The following is a 16838-nucleotide window of genomic DNA, read 5'->3' on the forward strand; positions in this document are numbered from 1 at the left end:
ACCGCTACCTCAGCGAGTTGTCCACTGTGGTCATGAGGGTTCCGGTGTCACCCGACATCTCCCAGGCCATGACTCCGAGTAGCCCTCTGGTCTTGAGCCAGGCGACCTTCTGCTGGATGGACCAGGCGTCGTCGAAGGTCCACCATTGCCCGCCGTTGCCGGTGTAGCACGCGGTGGCCACGGCCGCGGTGTCGTGCTGGACGGTGCAGTTCGGGACACTGGCCAGGAGATTCGCGTAGCCACGGGTACCCGCTTCCTCGGCGAACTGGCCTGGCGCGGCGCCGGTCGCGCTCTGCCATTCACCCTTCTTGCCGCCGTCCGCGACCCCTTGCCACCCTCGCCCGTAGAAGGCGAGCCCGAGGGTCAGTTTCCGTGGATTGGCCCCGGCCTCGGTGTAGGCGTTGATCGCCGACTCCACGCTGAACTTGAAGTTGTACGGGTCGTCCGCGTCGGCGTAGAGGTTCCCCTGATGGCCGGTGCGGTTCGGCTCCCACGAGTTGTCGCTGCCCGAGCCGTGGAAGTCGTAACCCTGCACGTTCGCGACGTCGAGGTAGTCGAAGATCTTCGGGATCTCCCAGCCACCCTTCACCTTCGCCGGGTCGGCGGGGGTGAACGCCTGCAGTTCGTACCGTTTGCCGGTGGTCGCGCCGTAGGCGTCCATCTGCGTGCGGAACTCGGCCAGCAGCGCGGTCAGGTTCGTCCTGTCGTTGGCGCTCCAGTGGTTGCCGGGATGCCCGTCGGGACTGCCCGGCCATTCCCAGTCGATGTCGATGCCGTCGAAGATGCCCGCGGCCGTGCCCGGTCCGCCGGCACCGCCGTACGCCTTCACGTTCCCCTTCAGGTACGTGTCGATGCACGACGCGACGAACTTCTGCCGGGACGCGGCCGTGGCCGCGACGTCGGAGAAGTACTTCGAATAGGTCCAGCCGCCCAAGGAGATGAGCACCTTCAGATTCGGGTTCTTGGCCTTGAGTTTCTTCAGCTGGTTGAAGTTGCCGCGCAACGGTTCCCAGCCGGTGTCGCCGACACCGTCGACGGACTGGGACGCGGACATCGGCCGCGAGTAGTCGGCTTCCGCGTCACCCGCGCCGTCACCCTGGCTCGGATCCTGCGGATTCGACGTCGTCCCCTTCGTGACCCCCGAAAGGCAGGTGTGGTTGACCGGGTCGATGTTGCCGAAGGCGTACAGCAGATGCGTCAGCTTGCTCGCGGATCCGTTGGTCACCAGGTTCTTGACGAAGAACTGGCGGCCGTAGATACCCCACTGGACGAAGTAGCCGACCCGGGCGTACCCGCTCACGATGTCGCCGGTGCGAGCGCTGACGGCGGCGCTCGCCGCGGAGACGTTGTCGTACCCGTCGCGGGCTTTGACCGTGAAAGAGTACGAAGTGGACGGTGAAAGCCCGCTCACCGTCGCGGTCGTCCCGGTCACCGTGGTGGCCAGTGTCGTGCCGCGGTAGACGTCGTAGGAGACGACGCCGGTGTTGTCGGTGGACGCGGTCCACGCCAGCGCGACGGAGCTGGAGGTGACCGCGGTCGAGCGGAGGTTCGACGGCGCCGTCGGTGCCTGGGTGTCGTCGCCCGGGTTGTTGGTGGTCACTGCCAGCGCCGGGGTGGGCGGGGACTTGGTGTCTTTCCGGTCCTTGGCGACGACGGTGAAGCTGTAGGCCGTGTTCGGCGTCAGGCCGGTGATCCTCGCTTCGGTGCCGGTGACCGACGCCGCCAGGGTGGTGCCCTGATAGACGTCGTAGCCGGCGACGGGCAGCGAACCCGGGGCCGACGCGTTCCAGGCCAGCGCCGCGGTCGTGGTCGTCTTCGCCACGAGGCGCAGGTTGGCAGGCGTCGACGGGGGCGTGTCGCCCGAGCCGTCACAGTTGGCGTCGTCGATCCGGCACGTGGTCGGGCTGACCGCGGAGCTGAGCTGGAACGACGGACTGTAGGGGTAGGTCGAGCGGCCCGGCGCGAGCGACTTGATGTAGTACGCCGGGGTGAGGGTGACCTGGTTGCCCGCTTGGGACACGGTGGCGTTGGAGCCGCTCGTGGCGGTCACCCCGGCGGGGAGGGTGAAGGTGATGGACCAGTCGGCGACGGTTTCGCTGCTGGGGTTGGTGACGGTGTACTCACCGGTGGTCCCCGTCAAGGTGAAGGCGGCGCGGAGGCGGCCCGCCGCCCATGCCGGAGTGCCGGCGGCCACGAGGAGCCCGGCGGCGAGGAGTGTCACGGTGAGTGCGCTGAGTAGTCGTTTTCTGGTGCGTCTCATGGCGGTTCTCTCCAAAAGAGGCGGCGAGACTGAACCTGATCTGAACTGGCGCGATGTGGTCTAGACCACAGTTGAATGTAGCGCGGCTCGCATAAAAGGTCTAGACCGATTCGGCCGGCGTGAACCCGTTCGGCCTCCGCCGCGGATAGCAGGTGACACTGTCGAACGGCGAAGGGCGGTTCATGAGCACATCTGGGGTGGATCCCGGCGATCTCGAAGACGCGGAGCTGATCGCGAGGTCGGTGACCAGGCCGGACTGGTTCTCCGCGATCTTCGACCGGCATGCCGCGCACATCCACCGGTACCTGGTCCGGCGCATCGGACCCACCGCCGCCGAGGACGCGCTGGGGGAGGTGTTCCTGGTGGCCTTCCGTAAACGCGGTGGCTACGAGACCGAGCGCCGTGACGCCCGGCCGTGGCTCTACGGGATCGCGACCAACCTGGTGGCGCAGCGGCGCCGCGAGGAGGTCAAAGAACTGAAGCTGCGTGAAGCCCTCGGTCCGCCGCCCGCGCAGGAAGGGCATGCCGAACGCGTCGCCGAGCAGGTCACCGCCGAGGCGATGGGGAAGCTGCTGGACTCGGCGCTGGCGGAACTGACCGACGGGGACCGGGACGCGCTCACGTTGTTCGCCGGGGAAGGCCTGAGCTACGACGAAGTGGCCTCGGCACTGGGCATTCCGCTCGGCACCGTCCGCTCACGGCTCAACCGCGCCCGCCGGAAGGTCCGCGAGGCACTGGGGCGGCAGGACAGCACGACTTCGAAGGAGATCACCACCCATGGATGAGCTGCAGCTGATCGCCGAGCGGACCGGATCGGTCCCGCTCGCGGAATCCGGCGCCCTCGACTCGGCGCGGGCGCGCCTGATGGCCGAGATCGCCGCCGCCGAAACGGAAAACGTGGTGCCGCCGCGGAAACGGCGGCACTGGGTCTGGACCGGCGTGGGGGCGGCAGGGCTGGCCGCGGCCATCACCGCTGTCGTCGCGCTGGCCCCGGTCGAGGAAGTCGGTCTCGAACCGCCCGCCGCCGCCGCGGATCCCGTGCTGGTGCTCCGCAACGCCGCCGCGGCCGCGCTGAAGGCTCCGGCGACGCCGCCGAAGCCGGACCAGTTCGTCTACACGAAGACCACGCAGCCCGACGGTGAGCGGGAATCGTGGCTTTCGGCCGATGGCACCCACGACGGGTTGATCAAAATGGCGGACGGTGGTTCCTTCCCGATTGCGGGTTGCCGGAACGGGCGGGCGCAGGTGTACAAGGGCGATGAGCCGCTCAAGGGCGTCACGGAGCCCTGCAAGCCGACCCCTGCCTACCGGACGGATCTCCCCGCCGACGCCGACGCGATGTTCGCCTACCTCAACGCCAACCACAGCGGTCACGACGGCGACGTCAACGCGATGGGCAAGGACGTTCTCACGCTGGCGAACGAGAACTACCTTCCGCCCGCCGTCCGGGCGGCCCTGTTCGGCGCGGCGGCGAAGATGCCGGGGCTGCGCGCCATCGACCACGCCCAGGACGCGGCGGGCAGGCCCGGGGTCGGCATCACCTGGCCGCTGCGGCGGGGGGACGACCCCAAGGTGGCGAAACCGGTCGTGATCGTCTTCGCCGCCGACACGTTCCAGTACCTGGGCACGAATTCGACCGCGGTGACCGCGTCCGGCGTGGTGGACGCGGCCGGTCAGCGGCCCTAGCGGTCACCGCGCAGCGGATCAGCGGCCGGTGAAGGTCGCCTTGCCGGGGCCGTCGGCGAGGAACGACTTCACCGCGCCGCGCAGGTCCTCGGTGTCGAAGAGTCCGGCGGCGATCGTCGTGATGTGCTCGTTCGCCTCGGCGACGCCGCCGTGCTCGTAATGCTCGAGTACCTTCTTGGTGGCCGCGTGCGCCCTGGTCGGGCCTTGCGCGAGGTCGTTCGTGAAAGCGCGGACGGCCTCGTCGAAACCGTCCGCCGGGAACACGCGGTTCACCACGTTCCAGCGTTCGAGGGTCGCGGCGTCGTAGGTCGCGCCGGTCATCACGAACTCCTTGGCGCGGCCGACGCCGGCGCGGGCGGCGAGCCGCTGGGTGCCGCCCATGGTCGGGGTCAGTCCGACGACCCGTTCGACGAGACCGAACTTGGCCTTCTCGCTCGCCAGGATGAGGTCACAGGCGACCGCGACCTCGAAGGCCCAGGTCAGGCACAGGCCGTGGGCGGCGAACACGGTGGGGAAGGGGAGCGCGGCGATCCGGTCGGGGATCGCCAGCATCTCGTCGAAGAGCACCTTCGCCTCGGCCGCGGAGGACTGGGCGTCGAACAGGGAGACGTCGACCCCGCCGCTGACGATCTTCCCCTCGGCCCGGATGAGCGCCGCGCGCGGCGGCGTGGCCTCCAGGTCGCCGATCGCCTCGCCCAGTTCCTGCTGGAGTTCCGCGGTATAGAGGTTCAGCGGCGGCGAAGCGATGGTCAGGACGGCGACGCCGTCCTCGCGGTCGAGGCGGATCGAGGTGGCCAAGGCGGTGTTCCCTCCGCTAGATCGTTTTCGGTGACCCTAGCCGGAGGAGACCGCGAGTTCGTCCCATTGCGCCTGTGCTTCTGGTCGCCATTCCACGTGCTTGCGGTGGAACAACTCCGCCGCGCGCACGCCACTCCAACCGTCGGGAAGAAGTTTTAGCGGAAGCCGTGGATCGAGGAACGGGAAACTGCGCCATTCGTGGACGAGTTCGGTCTGTGCACGGAGGACGCCGCGTTCACCCGAAGGATGCAAACCGGTGAAACGGTCGATGAAGTCCTCGTAGCGGTCCTTGAGTTCGCTGAGATCCCAGGACCGCGCGACCATCGTCTCCTGATCGCCGACGTCGCCATAGGCGGCGGTGAACGACATCGCCTGCGCGTCGAGACCGAGTTCCTGCACGATCTGCTGGGCTTCCCGCTGGCGGGTGAGGTCCGGGCTGACCCAGACACCCGCGACCGGCGAGCCGAATCCGGCCCAGGTCAGGCGCGTGCGCAGCCGGTGCCGGAGGTCGCGCTTCGCTTCGGGGACCGAGACGATCAGCATGAGCCAATGCCCGTCCCACGCTCTTTCGTCATTGCCGAAGGCGTAGATCCGTTCCGCGCCTTCGGTCAGGAGGCGTCTGCCTGGTGGAGTGAGCGACCAGCGCACTCTTCGCCCGACGCGTTCGGAGACGACCCAGCCTTCGGCGGAGGACCGGGCCAGCGCCTGCCGGGCGGACTTCTCCTCGATGTCGAGCACGCGGAGCGCTTCGACCAGCGTGGACGTCCAAATCGGCTGGTCGCGGGGCAGGACGTACTCGCCGAGGATCGTCATCAGCAGCGAGCGCGCGCTGGCATGACTGACCTCCCGCCGCCTGCTCAGCGTCGGCCTTCGGGTACCGCCTTTCTGCTGATGGGCGACGGGGACCTGGGTGGCGGAATCCGCCATTTGCTGTCACCGACCTCAATGCTCGGGGGTTCGTTCGGGTCCAGAAGAACAACAAGGCTACCCACGTTCCGTGATCGGTTGGATACTTGCCACTCTTCCGAGGGACCACGAGCTGTTCAATCGGTCCCCGTAGACTCACAGATCTCATGAGCGCCACACTCGTTGCCAAGGATCTCGCCGCCGGCCACGGCGACCGTGTTCTGTTCTCCGGTCTCGACCTCGTCGTCGCCCCTGGCGAGGTGATCGGTCTCGTCGGCGTCAACGGCGCGGGCAAGTCGACCCTGCTGAAGACCCTCGGCGGCCTGGTTCCGCCTGAAGAGGGCAGCATCCGGCTGAACCCGCCCACGGCCACCGTCGGTCACCTGCCGCAGGAGCCGGAACGCCGCGAAGGAGAGTCGGTCCGCGCGTTCCTCGCGCGCCGCACCGGGGTCACCGCCGCGCAGGCCGCGCTCGACGCCGCCACCGAGGCGCTGACCGCGGGCGAACCCGGCGCGGACGACGCCTACGGTGAGGCGCTGGACCGCTGGCTCGCGCTCGGCGGGGCCGATCTCGACGACCGGGCGGGCGAGGTCGCCGCGGAACTCGGGCTCACGGTCAATCTCGACCTGCCGATGCTGTCGCTGTCCGGCGGGCAGGCGGCACGGGCGGGGATGGCCTCGCTGCTGCTGAGCCGGTACGACATCTTCCTGCTCGACGAGCCGACCAACGACCTCGACCTCGACGGGCTGGAACGGCTCGAACGGTTCGTGACCGGATTGCGCGCCGGGACGGTGCTGGTCAGCCACGACCGCGAATTCCTCGCCCGCACCGTGGATCGCGTCGTCGAACTCGACTTCGCGCAGCAACAGGTACGGACCTATGGCGGCGGCTACGAGTCCTATTTGGAGGAACGCGCCGTCGCGCGGAGGCACGCCCGCGAGGAGTACGAGGAGTTCGCGAACACCAAGGCGTCACTCGAAGCCCGTGGCGCGATGCAGCGTTCGTGGATGGAGAAGGGTGTCAAGAACGCCCGGCGCAAGGCCACCGACAACGACAAGGTGGGCCGCAAGTTCCGCAGCGAGGCGACGGAGAAGCAGGCGTCGAAGGCCCGCCAGACCGACCGCATGATCGAACGGCTCGACGTCGTCGAAGAACCGCGTAAGGAATGGGAACTGCGGATGGAGATCGCCGCGGCGCCCAGGGCGGGCGCGGTGGTGGCGACCCTGCGCGGCGCGGTGGTGCGGCGGGGCGAGTTCACCCTGGGCCCGGTGGATCTGCAGATCGACTGGGCGGACAAGGTCGCGATCACCGGGGCCAACGGTGCCGGGAAGTCGACCCTGCTGGCCGCCCTGCTCGGCCGCGTCCCGCTGGACGAGGGCGCCGCGTCGCTCGGCTCCGGCGTCGTCGTCGGCGAGGTCGACCAGGCACGGAAGCTCTTCCTCGGCGACCTTCCGCTCTTCGAAGCTTTCGCCCGCGAGGTTCCGGAACTCGCCGACGCCGATGTACGGACGCTGCTGGCGAAGTACGGGCTGAAGGCCGCGCACGTCCTGAGGTCGGCGGCCACGCTGTCGCCGGGGGAGCGGACCCGGTCGGCGCTGGCGTTGCTGCAGGCGCGCGGGGTGAACCTGCTGGTGCTCGACGAGCCGACGAACCACCTGGACCTGCCCGCGATCGAGCAACTGGAGTCGGCGCTGTCGGAATATCCGGGGACGCTGCTCCTGGTGACACACGACCGGCGGATGCTGGACGCGGTGGAGACCACGCGGCGGCTGGAAGTGGCCGACGGGAAGGTCACCGAGGTGTGAACGTCCCTTTCACGCTCACCTGGGGTGTTATGAAAGTCCCGTTCATTACAAAATTTGCAATGAACGGGACTTTCATAACACCCGGGGGTTGACAAGCGGGTCAGCCCTTGGTTGCGCCGCCGGTGAGTCCCTTCACGAACTGCTTCTGCAGCGCCAGGTAGAAGATCAGCACCGGCAGGGTCGCCAGGAACATCAGGGCGAACACGCTCCCGAGGTCCGCCTGGTACTGGCCGATCGAGCGGTAGATCCCGGTCGTGACCGTGGTCCCCTGACTGGGGCCGAGGATGATCAGCGGGTCGATGAAGTCGTTCCAGATCCACACGCCGAGGAAGATCAGCACACTCGCCGTCGCCGGGCGCAGCAGCGGGAACACGATCCGCCAGAACACCTGCGTCCGGCTCGCCCCGTCGAGCAGGGCGGCCTCCTCCAGTTCCACCGGCACCCCGCGGATGAAGCCGGTGAACACGAACACCCCGAACGGCACGTAGTACCCGACGTTGAACAGCACCAGGCCCTGCAGCGTCGCCATCATCCCGGTCAGCCGCAGCACCTCGGTGACCGGGATCAGGATCACCTGCGGCGGGATCATCAAGCCCGCCAACAGGATCAGCGCGAGCACCCTGGTCCATCGCTTGCCGGAGCGCGCCAGGTAATGGCCGAGCATGGCCGAAAGCACCGTCAGCACGATGATCGACAGCACCGTGACGAGCAGGCTGTTCACCAGGCTCACCCAGAACAGGCCGTCGGGCCGGGTGAGGACGGCGTGGATGTTGGCGAGCGTCGGTGGCAGCGGGACCGACGCCGGCTCCCGGGCGATCAGGTCGCCGGGTTTGAAGACGTTGACGAGCACGTAGTACAGCGGCACGAAGAAGATCGCGCTCGCCAGGATCGCCGCGGCGGGCCGGAGCCACGAACGCCGCGCACCGTCCACTGTGGTCACAGGTCGACCTCCCGCCGTCGCAGGAAGCGCAGCACGATCGTGGTCAGCGCCGCCACGATCACCAGCATCACCACGGCCATCGCGGAGGCGTAGCCGACGTGGTTCGCGTCGAGCCCGGTGGCGAGGACGTCGAACGCGATCGTGGCGGTGGTCCCCGAACCCGGTCCGCCGTTGGTGACGACCTTGACGTAGTCGTAGGTCTTGAACGCCGAGATCAGCAGGACGACGGTGTTGATCGTCAGTGACGGCGCGAGCAGTGGCCAGGTCACCGCGCGGAACCGCCGGACGGGTCCGGCGCCGTCGATCTCGGCGGCCTCCAGCAGTTCGGCCGGGACACCCTGCAGGCCCGCGAGGTACACGACCACGCAGAAGCCCAGCATCTGCCAGCAGACGATCGACGCGACCGAGTACAGCGCCAGATCCGGGTCCGAGAGCCAGCCCGGCGGATGCTCGACACCGATCGCGCGGAGGACGTCGTTGACCGGCCCCCGGTCGTCCAGCAATTTCGTCCAGATGATGCTGACCACGACCGAGCTGAGGATCACGGGCGTGAAGAACACGCTTCGCAAAACGTTGTACAGCCAGCCTTTCCGGTCGAGGAGCAGGGCGACGCCGAGGCCGAGCAGATTCGGCACTACCACCACGATCACGGTCAGGATCGTCGTGACCTTGAGCGCGGCCAGGAACTGCTCGTCCTGGAAGAGCAGCTTGTAGTTCTCGAGACCCACGAACCGCGAAGGCGGATTGAACGGGTTGTGGTTCGTCAAGCTGTAGCCGAAGCTGATGAGGATCGGCGCCATCACGAAGCAGAGATAGATGACGACGCCGGGAGCGCCGAACGAGGCGAAATGCCACACTCGCGGCAGGACCGGTTTTCTCCCCATCGCGCGTCAGCGCGCCTTCGCCCACTCGGCGTCCAGGAACGCGCACGCGTCGGCCACCGTTTTGCGGCCGGTGATGACGTCCTGTGCGGCCTGGTAGACCTTGTCCTTCATACCCGGCAGGAGCCCGTCGTCCGCGGTCTCCCAGCTGAAGGCGTTCACGATCGCGTTCTTCTCGACGGCTTCCCGGTAGAGGTCGTAGCCCGCCTTGAAGACCGGGCCGACGCCGGGCGGCGGCGTGTAGCTCTTGATCGCGGGGAACAGGCCGTCGGCCTTGACCGAGGCGTCGATCTGCTCCTTGTCGAGCTGGAACGCGAGCGCGAACTTCCTGGCGGCGTCGAGCTTGGGCGACTTGGCGTTCACGACGATGCCGCCGCCGGTGTAGGCGGGCACGACGAGTTTCCCGTCCTCGGAAGGGAAGTTGAAGACGCCGATCTCGAACGGTGGCTTCTTGGCGTCGGCGCTGGCGGCGAACCAGTTGCCCATCGGGTACATCGCACCCTCGCCGTTGAGGAAGGCCGCTTCGGTCGCCGAGTAGTCCCGCGAGACCTGTGTCTTGTCGAGGTAGCCCTTGGCGACCAGATCGGCGAACTTGCCGAACGCCCGCTGGAAGGCCGGATCGGTGAACTTGACCTTGTCGGCCCGCCGCTGGGAAAGCCAGTCCGGGGTCTTTCCGTAGACGTCGACGCTTACCAGGCCGTCCAGCAGCATCGCGGACGGGAAGCCTTCCTTGCCGCCGCCGATGGTGAACGGCGTGATGCCCTTCGCCTTCAGTTTCCCGGCCGCGGCGAGGAGATCCGCCCAGGTCGCCGGGGCCGAGGCGATCCCGGCGTCGGCGAAGAGCTTCTTGTTGTAGTAGATCGGCGGGATGGTCTGGGTGTTGGCCGGCAATTGGTGGTGCCCGCCCTTGATCGGGTTGGCGCCGGGGAACTGGAAGTCCTTGAGTTCCTCGGGTGTCCACGCGTAGAGGTTGCCCGATTCGGCGAACCCGGCCGAGTCGACGGCGATCGCGACGTCGGGGAACTGGCCGGACTGCAGCAGCTGCTTGGCGTATCCGGTCCGGTCGGTCGACGGGGCGACCAGTTTCTTCACGCTGAGACCGGGATCGCGGTCGGTCACGCGTTTGATGGCGGCGTCCCAATAGGACGGTGGAAGGTTCGGTGTCTCGAAGGTCAGGAAGGAGATCTCCTTGCCGGACGCGCTCGACCCGCCGCCCACGGTGCAGCCGGCGAGACTCGTGGCGAGGAGCAGCGCCGCTCCCCAAGCGAAGGATCTTCTCATCCCCGGCCACCCTTCTCGCGACGATGCGTGGCGTCTCCCGGACGACGGCATTCGATCGGATGTCTAGGGGGATGTCAAGCGGCTTCACGGCGGGAAAACGGCCCAAAAAGGGCGATACATCTGACCTATCTCGGGGTTCAGAGCTTGGTCAGCCGGATCACCACACTCGCGAAATCGCCGCCCGGAAGACCGGGGAACAGGCCGTGTGCCAGCAGTGCGGCGCCGTGCCACACCTTCCCGGTGTCCTCGTCTCGGTACCGGGCGGCGGGGTCGAGACCGTCGAGCCGGACCGGTCGTTCGGAAGTGGGGAAATGTGCCGCTTGCCGGAACACGAACACGACCGCGCGCCCACCATCGGCCGCCACGTACTGCAGCGCCGAGACGCCGTCGGTGGACGGCGGCACGAGCCGGTGGAGCCTGCCGTGCTGCACGACCGGCCGGATCTCCTTGTACAGCGCGATCTGTTCGCGCGCGTAGCCGAGGTCCTCCTCGGACCACTTGACGATGTCGCCGCCGATGCCCAGCACACCCGCCATCGCGACGTGGAACCGGAAGCGCAGCGGGGTGGAGCGCTGGGTGACGAAGTTGGGATCGTCGGTGACCCACGCCGACATCGCGCGGGGCGGATACACCTGCCCGTAGCCGTGCTGGATGACGAGCCTGTCGAGCGCGTCGGTGTTGTCGGAGGTCCAGACCTGGTCCGTCCTGGCCATGACGCCGAAGTCGATCCGCCCGCCGCCGCCGCTGCACGCCTCGATCCGCAGTCCGGGATGGCCGGCGCGCAGGCGGTCCATGATCGCGTAGACCGCGCGCGTGTGCTCCACCCACAGCCGGTCCGGGTCACGGTCGGCCGGCCAGCCCGCCTCGGTGAACGGGCGGTTCATGTCCCATTTCAGGAAGTCGACCCCGTGCTCGCCGACGAGCGCGTCGAGCCAGCCGAACGCCCACTCCGCGACGTCCGGGCGGGCGAAATTGAGCACCAGCTGATTCCGCAGTTCCGAGCGTGTCCGATGTGGATGGTGCAGGACCCAGTCGGGCCGCTCGCGGTAGAGATCGCTGTCCGGGTTGACCATCTCCGGTTCGACCCAGATCCCGAACTTCATGCCGAGACGTCGTACTTCGCCGATCAACGGCGCGAGGCCGTCGGGGAACTTGTCGCGGTTGACGGACCAGTCGCCGAGCCCGGCGTGGTCGCCGCTGCGGGCGCCGAACCAGCCGTCGTCCATCACGAACAGTTCGACACCGAGCGCGGCCGCCTTCTCCGCCAGCGCGCGCTGTCCGGCTTCGGTGACGTCGAATCCCGTGGCTTCCCAAGAGTTGTAGAGCACCGGCCGGATTTCGTCCGGGTACGGAAGGACATGGCCGAGGGCGTACGCGTGCCATGCGCGGCTCGCGGCGCCGAACCCGCCTTCGCTGTACAACCCGGCGAAGACGGGCGTGGTGAGCGTGTCCCCGGGCGCGAGGCGATGCACGACGCCGTCCTGGCCGAAGCCGCCGGTCACGGTGAGGCGGCCGGCGGACGAGCGGGTGGTGGTGATGCGCCACGAACCGCTCCACGCGAGGGCGGCGCTGTAGACCTCGCCGTACCGCTCGGTCGCTTCACCGTCGTCGATCATCACCCACGGATTGGCGTGGTGGCTGGTGATGCCGCGCCTGCTGCCGAAGGTGGTCTCGCCGTGGGGGACCGGCTCCCGGAGCAGCTGGCTTTCGGCGGCCCAGCGACCGGTGACGTGGCTGATCCGGTAGTCCGGCCGGACGGGGACGACCCAGCTCGCCGAGTCGGCGCGGATGACCTCGATCGGGTCGTCCGCGCCGTCGTGGGTGAGTTCGGTCCAGCGCTCGATGACGTCGGTGCCCGGCGGAACGCGGTAACCGAGGGTGATCCGCAGGGGATAGTGGCGGTCACGGAAATGGACCTTCAGCAGCCCGTCGTCGATGTCGTGCGAGAGGTACCGCCATTCGAGGGCGCGGGTCCCGTCGGCGAACCGGACCTGGAGCGCGGGGGGCCAGTGCCGGGTGCCGCCGTCGGCGGCGAGTTCGTCGAGCCCCTCGTTGGGATCGGTGAAGGAGTCCCAGCGTGTCCTGGTCTCGGGAAGGACTTCGGCGAGCTGGTCCGCGGTGAGCGACGGGCCCCAGTGGACGTGACTGGGCGTGTCGTCTTCGGCCAGTCTCAGCGCGTAGCTCGTGGCCGCCGTGCGGATGAGCCAGGAGCGGGTGGTCTCGTCGAAAACGATCTCGGTCACGGCGCCATCCTGGCGTGGAATGGCGCCGCGGGCCAAGAGGCAGTCTGTCCAAGTCTCTCAGCCGCCGACCTTCGCGATCGCCACGATGTTCTCCGGCCGCACCCGCACCAGGACCTTCCCCGGTGACGTCGCGTAGGCCAGCCAGCCGTCGATCGTCTCCTGCCCGGCGTCGCCGAGGTAGCGCTCGGCGATCGGCATCGAACCGCGGCGGATCTCTTCGGGATCCGTGACGATCTCCGCGACACCCTCCACGCTCACGAACGAGTACGGGGGCAGCGGATCGTCGGCGACCACCGAAACGCGCGGGTTCTCCTTGAGTGCCCTGCCCTTGACGGTGTCGGCGCCCAGGTTGACCAGGATGTCGTCCCCGTCGACGGCGAACCAGACCGGGACGGCGTGCGGCCTGCCGTCCGGGCGGACCGTCGCGAAGACGGCGGTGCGGGTGCCTTCGGCGAGGAAGGCGCGGCGCTGTTCGTCGGTCATCTTCTCCGGCATTACCTCAGCCCTTCAGAATGGTGTCCAGGCCGAAGGCCGGGAACAGGTTGCTGTTGAACGTGGTGAACTCGGCGGCCTTGCCGTCGACGACGCGGATGACGTCGAGTTTGAAGGCGCGGAACTCGGTGTCCCCGGGACGCCGCAGGTATGAGGCGAACGCGGGCATCCGGTTCGCGCCGACCGCGACGGCACGCCATTCGCCCATCTCCTCGGCGATCTTGCCGTGCCTGGCGAGCGGTTCGAGCCCGATGTAGCAGTGCGGTTCCGGCGGCATCGTGACGCGGACGTCGTCGCGGACCAGTTCGCCCAGCGAGGCGAAGTCGCCGCGGTCGTGGGCTTCGATGAGCCGCCGGACCAGCACGCGTTCCTCCTCGGACCCCGCCGTCGCCGACCATTCGCCGCGCTGCTGCGGAAGACGTTCGCGCAGGGTCGCCCGGCCGCGCTGCAGGGCGCTGTTCGCGGCGGGGACCGAGAGATCCAGCAGCGTGGCGGTTTCGGCGGCCTGCCAGCCGAGCACGTCGCGCAGGATCAGCACCGCGCGTTGCTGCGGAGGCAGCATCTGCAGGACCGCGAGGAAGGCGAGTTCGATGGTCTCCCTGGCGACGGCGAGTGCGTGGGGTTCGCCCTCCGGCGGCGCGATCTCGTCCAGCAGCCTGTCCGGATAAGGCTGGATCCAGGGGACTTCGGCGAAGGAGCGCAGCGACGGCACCTGGCGCTTGTTCCTGCGGATCGCGTCGAGGCAGGCGTTGGTGGCGATGCGGTACAGCCACGCGCGGAAGTTCCCGCCGTCGAAGGTGTCCAGTCCGCGCCAGGCGTTGATCAGCGCCTCCTGGACGACGTCTTCCGCTTCGTCGAACGAGCCGAGCATGCGGTAGCAGTGGACGTGCAGTTCCCGCCGGTGCCGTGCGGTGAGCGCGGCGAAGGCGGTTTCGTCCCCCGCCTTCGCCGCGGCGACTGTCGCGTCCGTTTCCGTGCCGGTCATGGCGCCTCCCATCGAGTGTTCTTACCCGATGTAACGGCGCCTTTCGCGAGAACTCATCGGTCTCGCGATGACTTTTTCCGAAGGTCGGTGTAACCGCAGGTCAGGGGCGAGCGGTGAGGTATCCGCCCATGGTCCGGAAGTAGTCGGTCGCGGCCAGTTCGGTGCCGTCCTCGGTCCGGACCCGCTCGATGACGAGCCCGTGCGAACGGCCGCGGCGGGATTCGGGGCCGGCGACGATCACGACGCCCTCACCCTCGCGGATGAAGATCCGCCCCGGGGTGCCGCCGTAGTGGCCCACCGACACCGAGGAGCGGACGACGCGCAGCGGCTTCCCGCGGTGGTAGGTGAAAGCGTTGGGATACGGGTCGGACTGCGCCCGCACCAGCCGTTCGATCTCGTCGGCGGGCCAGGTCCAGTCGATGAGGCTGTCCTCGATGGCGCGTTTGTGGAAGAAGCTGGCCTTCGACCGGTCCTGGGCGACCGGGGTGAAGTTCCCGCTCGCGATCAGCTCGATGGCCTCGGTGGTGATCGGCGCGATGAGCTCGACCGTCCGGTGGAAGAGGTCGGTCGTCGTGTCCTTGGGCCCGACGGGGACCGACCGCTGCAGCACGATGTCGCCCGCGTCGAGGTCGGCGTCCATCATGTGGGCGGTGAGGCCCACCTCGGGCTCGCCGTTGATGAGCGCCCAGATCAGCGGGGAGAAACCCGCGTAGGCGGGCAGCAGGGAGTCGTGCACGTTCAGGGTGCCGTGGCGCGGCATCTCGAAGATCTCGGGCGGCAGCCAGGTGCGCCAGTTGTTGGCGACGATGAGGTCGAGATCTGCTTCCTTCAGTTCCGCGAGCAGTTCGGCGTCGTCGGGACGCTGACGCAGCAGGGCGCGGATCCCGTTGGCTTCGGCGAGGTCGGCGACGGAATCGGACCAGATCTTCTCGTAGGCGTGGTCGCTCTTCGGGTGGGTGACGACGAGGGCGACCTCGTGGCCCGCGTCGATCAGCGCCCGCAGGGTGCGGTGTCCCCAGGTCTGGTATCCGAACATGGCGACCCGCATGGGATCGGCCTCCTCCTGGTCGAGGGATGAACATCACCACTGAAAGTACTAGTTGAGCCTCACCTAACTTAGGTTAGGGTTCCCTGGTCTTTGTAAGAAGTACCGAGATGCGGCTGAGCCGCGCAAGGGGTTCAAAAGATGGCACGAGCAGTGGTCGGTGAACGGGTTCCGGTCTACGACGTGGTCGGGGTCGGGTTCGGGCCGTCGAACCTGGCGCTCGCGATCGCCGTCGCCGAACACAACGCCGCGCCAGGGGCCGAGACCGTCACGGCCCACTTCCTCGAGCGCCAGGTCCGCTTCGGCTGGCATCGCGGGATGTTGCTCGACAACGCCACCATGCAGGTCTCCTTCCTCAAGGACCTGGCGACGATGCGGAACCCGACGAGTTCGTTCAGCTTCCTGTCGTATCTGCACAGCAAGGGCAGGCTGGTCGATTTCATCAACCACAAGAACCTGTTCCCGCTGCGGATCGAGTTCCACGACTACTTCGAGTGGGCGGCCGCCAAGGTCGACGACGTGGTCTCTTACGGCACCGAGGTCCTTTCGGTCACGCCGGTCCTCGACGGCGACGAGATCGTGTTCTTCGACGTCCACGCCCGCACCGACGGTGAACTGGTGAACCTGCGCGCCCGGAATCTGGTGATGGGCACCGGCCTGCGGCCGAACCTGCCCGAAGGTGTCACGCCCGGCACCCGGATCCTGCACAACAGCGAACTGCTGCACCGGGTCGAGGGAATGGCCGCCGAGGAGCCGCGCCGGTTCGTCGTCGTCGGCGCCGGGCAGAGCGCGGCCGAGGTCAGCGCGTTGCTGCACGACCGCTTCCCGCAGGCCGAGGTGTGCGCGGTGTTCGCGCGCTACGGCTACAGCCCGGCCGACGACAGCGCGTTCGCGAACCGGATCTTCGACCCCGAAGCGGTCGAGCGGTTCTACGCGGCGCCGGAAGAGGTCAAGGAACGCCTGATGCGCTACCACGGCGCGACCAACTACTCGGCCGTGGACATCGAGCTGATCGACGAGCTGTACCGCCGCGTCTATCGCGAAAAGGTGCAGGGGGTCGAACGCCTGAAGCTGATCAACGTCTCCCGGCCCACCGAGGTGGTCGACACCGGCTCCGGAGTACGGGTCACCATCGAAGCGCTGGAGACCGGTGAGCGGACCAGGCTCGACGCCGATTTCGTGGTGTACGCGACCGGGTACAGCCCGGCGGACCCGACCCCGTTGCTCGGCGAGCTCGCCTCCGCCTGCGCGCGCGACGACGAGGGCAGGCTGCGCGTCGAACGCGACTACCGGATCGTCACCGAACCGGCGCTGGACGGCGGGATCTACCTCCAGGGCGGTACCGAGCACACGCACGGCATCACGTCGTCGCTGCTGTCCAACACCGCGGTCCGGGTCGGCGAGATCCTCCAGTCCATTGTGGACCGGCGCGGCGCCGGCGCGTCCCGTCCCGAGTACGCGGTGAGCGGCATCGGGCCCGCCTGATCCGCAGACGACGTCGAGTTTTTTGAACGGT

14 protein-coding genes are annotated in these 16838 nt (G+C 68.2%); 4 read left to right on the forward strand and 10 right to left on the reverse strand.

Going from position 1 to position 16838, the window contains the following annotated elements; all coding sequences use genetic code 11:
• Positions 1-4 precede the first annotated feature (4 nt).
• Entirely contained in the window at positions 5-2221 is a 2217-nt protein-coding gene (locus ACZ5ZX_RS10320) for a glycosyl hydrolase family 18 protein (RefSeq protein ID WP_465502158.1), read from the reverse strand.
• A 221-nt stretch (positions 2222-2442) separates the two neighbouring features.
• On the opposite strand from ACZ5ZX_RS10320, the gene ACZ5ZX_RS10325 reads away from it, so the two are divergent.
• Both ACZ5ZX_RS10325 and ACZ5ZX_RS10330 read left to right on the forward strand, forming a co-directional pair.
• Complete coding sequence (locus tag ACZ5ZX_RS10325; RefSeq protein WP_465501701.1) at positions 2443-3045, forward strand: RNA polymerase sigma factor; 603 nt, start codon at positions 2443-2445, stop codon at positions 3043-3045.
• Positions 3038-3946, forward strand: coding sequence for a CU044_5270 family protein (locus tag ACZ5ZX_RS10330; RefSeq protein WP_465501702.1), 909 nt, complete (start codon positions 3038-3040; stop codon positions 3944-3946). The genes ACZ5ZX_RS10325 and ACZ5ZX_RS10330 overlap by 8 nt, the downstream gene beginning before the upstream one ends.
• A gap of 18 nt (positions 3947-3964) precedes the next feature.
• On the opposite strand, the gene ACZ5ZX_RS10335 is transcribed toward ACZ5ZX_RS10330, so the two are convergent.
• Together ACZ5ZX_RS10335 and ACZ5ZX_RS10340 are read right to left on the reverse strand one after the other, a co-directional pair.
• Positions 3965-4744, reverse strand: a complete 780-nt coding sequence (locus ACZ5ZX_RS10335; protein WP_465501703.1) for an enoyl-CoA hydratase/isomerase family protein — start codon at positions 4742-4744, stop codon at positions 3965-3967.
• Positions 4745-4780: 36 nt separating this feature from the next.
• Complete coding sequence (locus tag ACZ5ZX_RS10340; protein ID WP_465501704.1) at positions 4781-5671, reverse strand: PaaX family transcriptional regulator; 891 nt, start codon at positions 5669-5671, stop codon at positions 4781-4783.
• A 146-nt stretch (positions 5672-5817) separates the two neighbouring features.
• Here ACZ5ZX_RS10340 and ACZ5ZX_RS10345 point away from each other — a divergent pair, with 146 nt between their 5' ends.
• On the forward strand, positions 5818-7455 hold the full coding sequence (locus ACZ5ZX_RS10345; protein WP_465501705.1) for an ABC-F family ATP-binding cassette domain-containing protein: 1638 nt from the start codon (positions 5818-5820) through the stop codon (positions 7453-7455).
• Positions 7456-7555: 100 nt separating this feature from the next.
• Here the strand turns inward: ACZ5ZX_RS10345 and ACZ5ZX_RS10350 are convergent, their stop codons facing one another.
• The 7 genes from ACZ5ZX_RS10350 to ACZ5ZX_RS10380 form a co-directional block, all read right to left on the reverse strand.
• Positions 7556-8395 (reverse strand): carbohydrate ABC transporter permease, encoded by an 840-nt coding sequence (locus ACZ5ZX_RS10350; RefSeq protein ID WP_465501706.1) that lies wholly within the window; start codon positions 8393-8395, stop codon positions 7556-7558.
• On the reverse strand, positions 8392-9279 hold the full coding sequence (locus tag ACZ5ZX_RS10355; RefSeq protein WP_465501707.1) for a carbohydrate ABC transporter permease: 888 nt from the start codon (positions 9277-9279) through the stop codon (positions 8392-8394). Before ACZ5ZX_RS10355 ends, ACZ5ZX_RS10350 begins: the two co-directional genes overlap by 4 nt.
• A 6-nt stretch (positions 9280-9285) precedes the next feature.
• On the reverse strand, positions 9286-10557 hold the full coding sequence (locus ACZ5ZX_RS10360) for an extracellular solute-binding protein (protein WP_465501708.1): 1272 nt from the start codon (positions 10555-10557) through the stop codon (positions 9286-9288).
• 137 nt (positions 10558-10694) lie between these two features.
• A complete protein-coding gene (locus ACZ5ZX_RS10365; RefSeq protein ID WP_465501709.1) occupies positions 10695-12800 on the reverse strand; it encodes an alpha-galactosidase in 2106 nt (701 codons plus the stop codon).
• 57 nt (positions 12801-12857) lie between these two features.
• Entirely contained in the window at positions 12858-13295 is a 438-nt protein-coding gene (locus tag ACZ5ZX_RS10370) for a PPOX class F420-dependent oxidoreductase (RefSeq protein ID WP_465501710.1), read from the reverse strand.
• Positions 13296-13299: 4 nt separating this feature from the next.
• Positions 13300-14277: an RNA polymerase subunit sigma-70 gene (locus ACZ5ZX_RS10375; protein WP_465501711.1), complete on the reverse strand. Its 978-nt coding sequence runs from the start codon at positions 14275-14277 to the stop codon at positions 13300-13302.
• 100 nt (positions 14278-14377) lie between these two features.
• A complete protein-coding gene (locus ACZ5ZX_RS10380) occupies positions 14378-15325 on the reverse strand; it encodes a methionyl-tRNA formyltransferase (protein WP_465501712.1) in 948 nt (315 codons plus the stop codon).
• Between the two features lie 138 nt (positions 15326-15463).
• Here ACZ5ZX_RS10380 and ACZ5ZX_RS10385 point away from each other — a divergent pair, with 138 nt between their 5' ends.
• Positions 15464-16807, forward strand: coding sequence for a lysine N(6)-hydroxylase/L-ornithine N(5)-oxygenase family protein (locus ACZ5ZX_RS10385; RefSeq protein ID WP_465501713.1), 1344 nt, complete (start codon positions 15464-15466; stop codon positions 16805-16807).
• Positions 16808-16838 lie beyond the last annotated feature (31 nt).

The sequence above is a fragment of the Amycolatopsis sp. NPDC033938 genome (assembly GCF_055575975.1).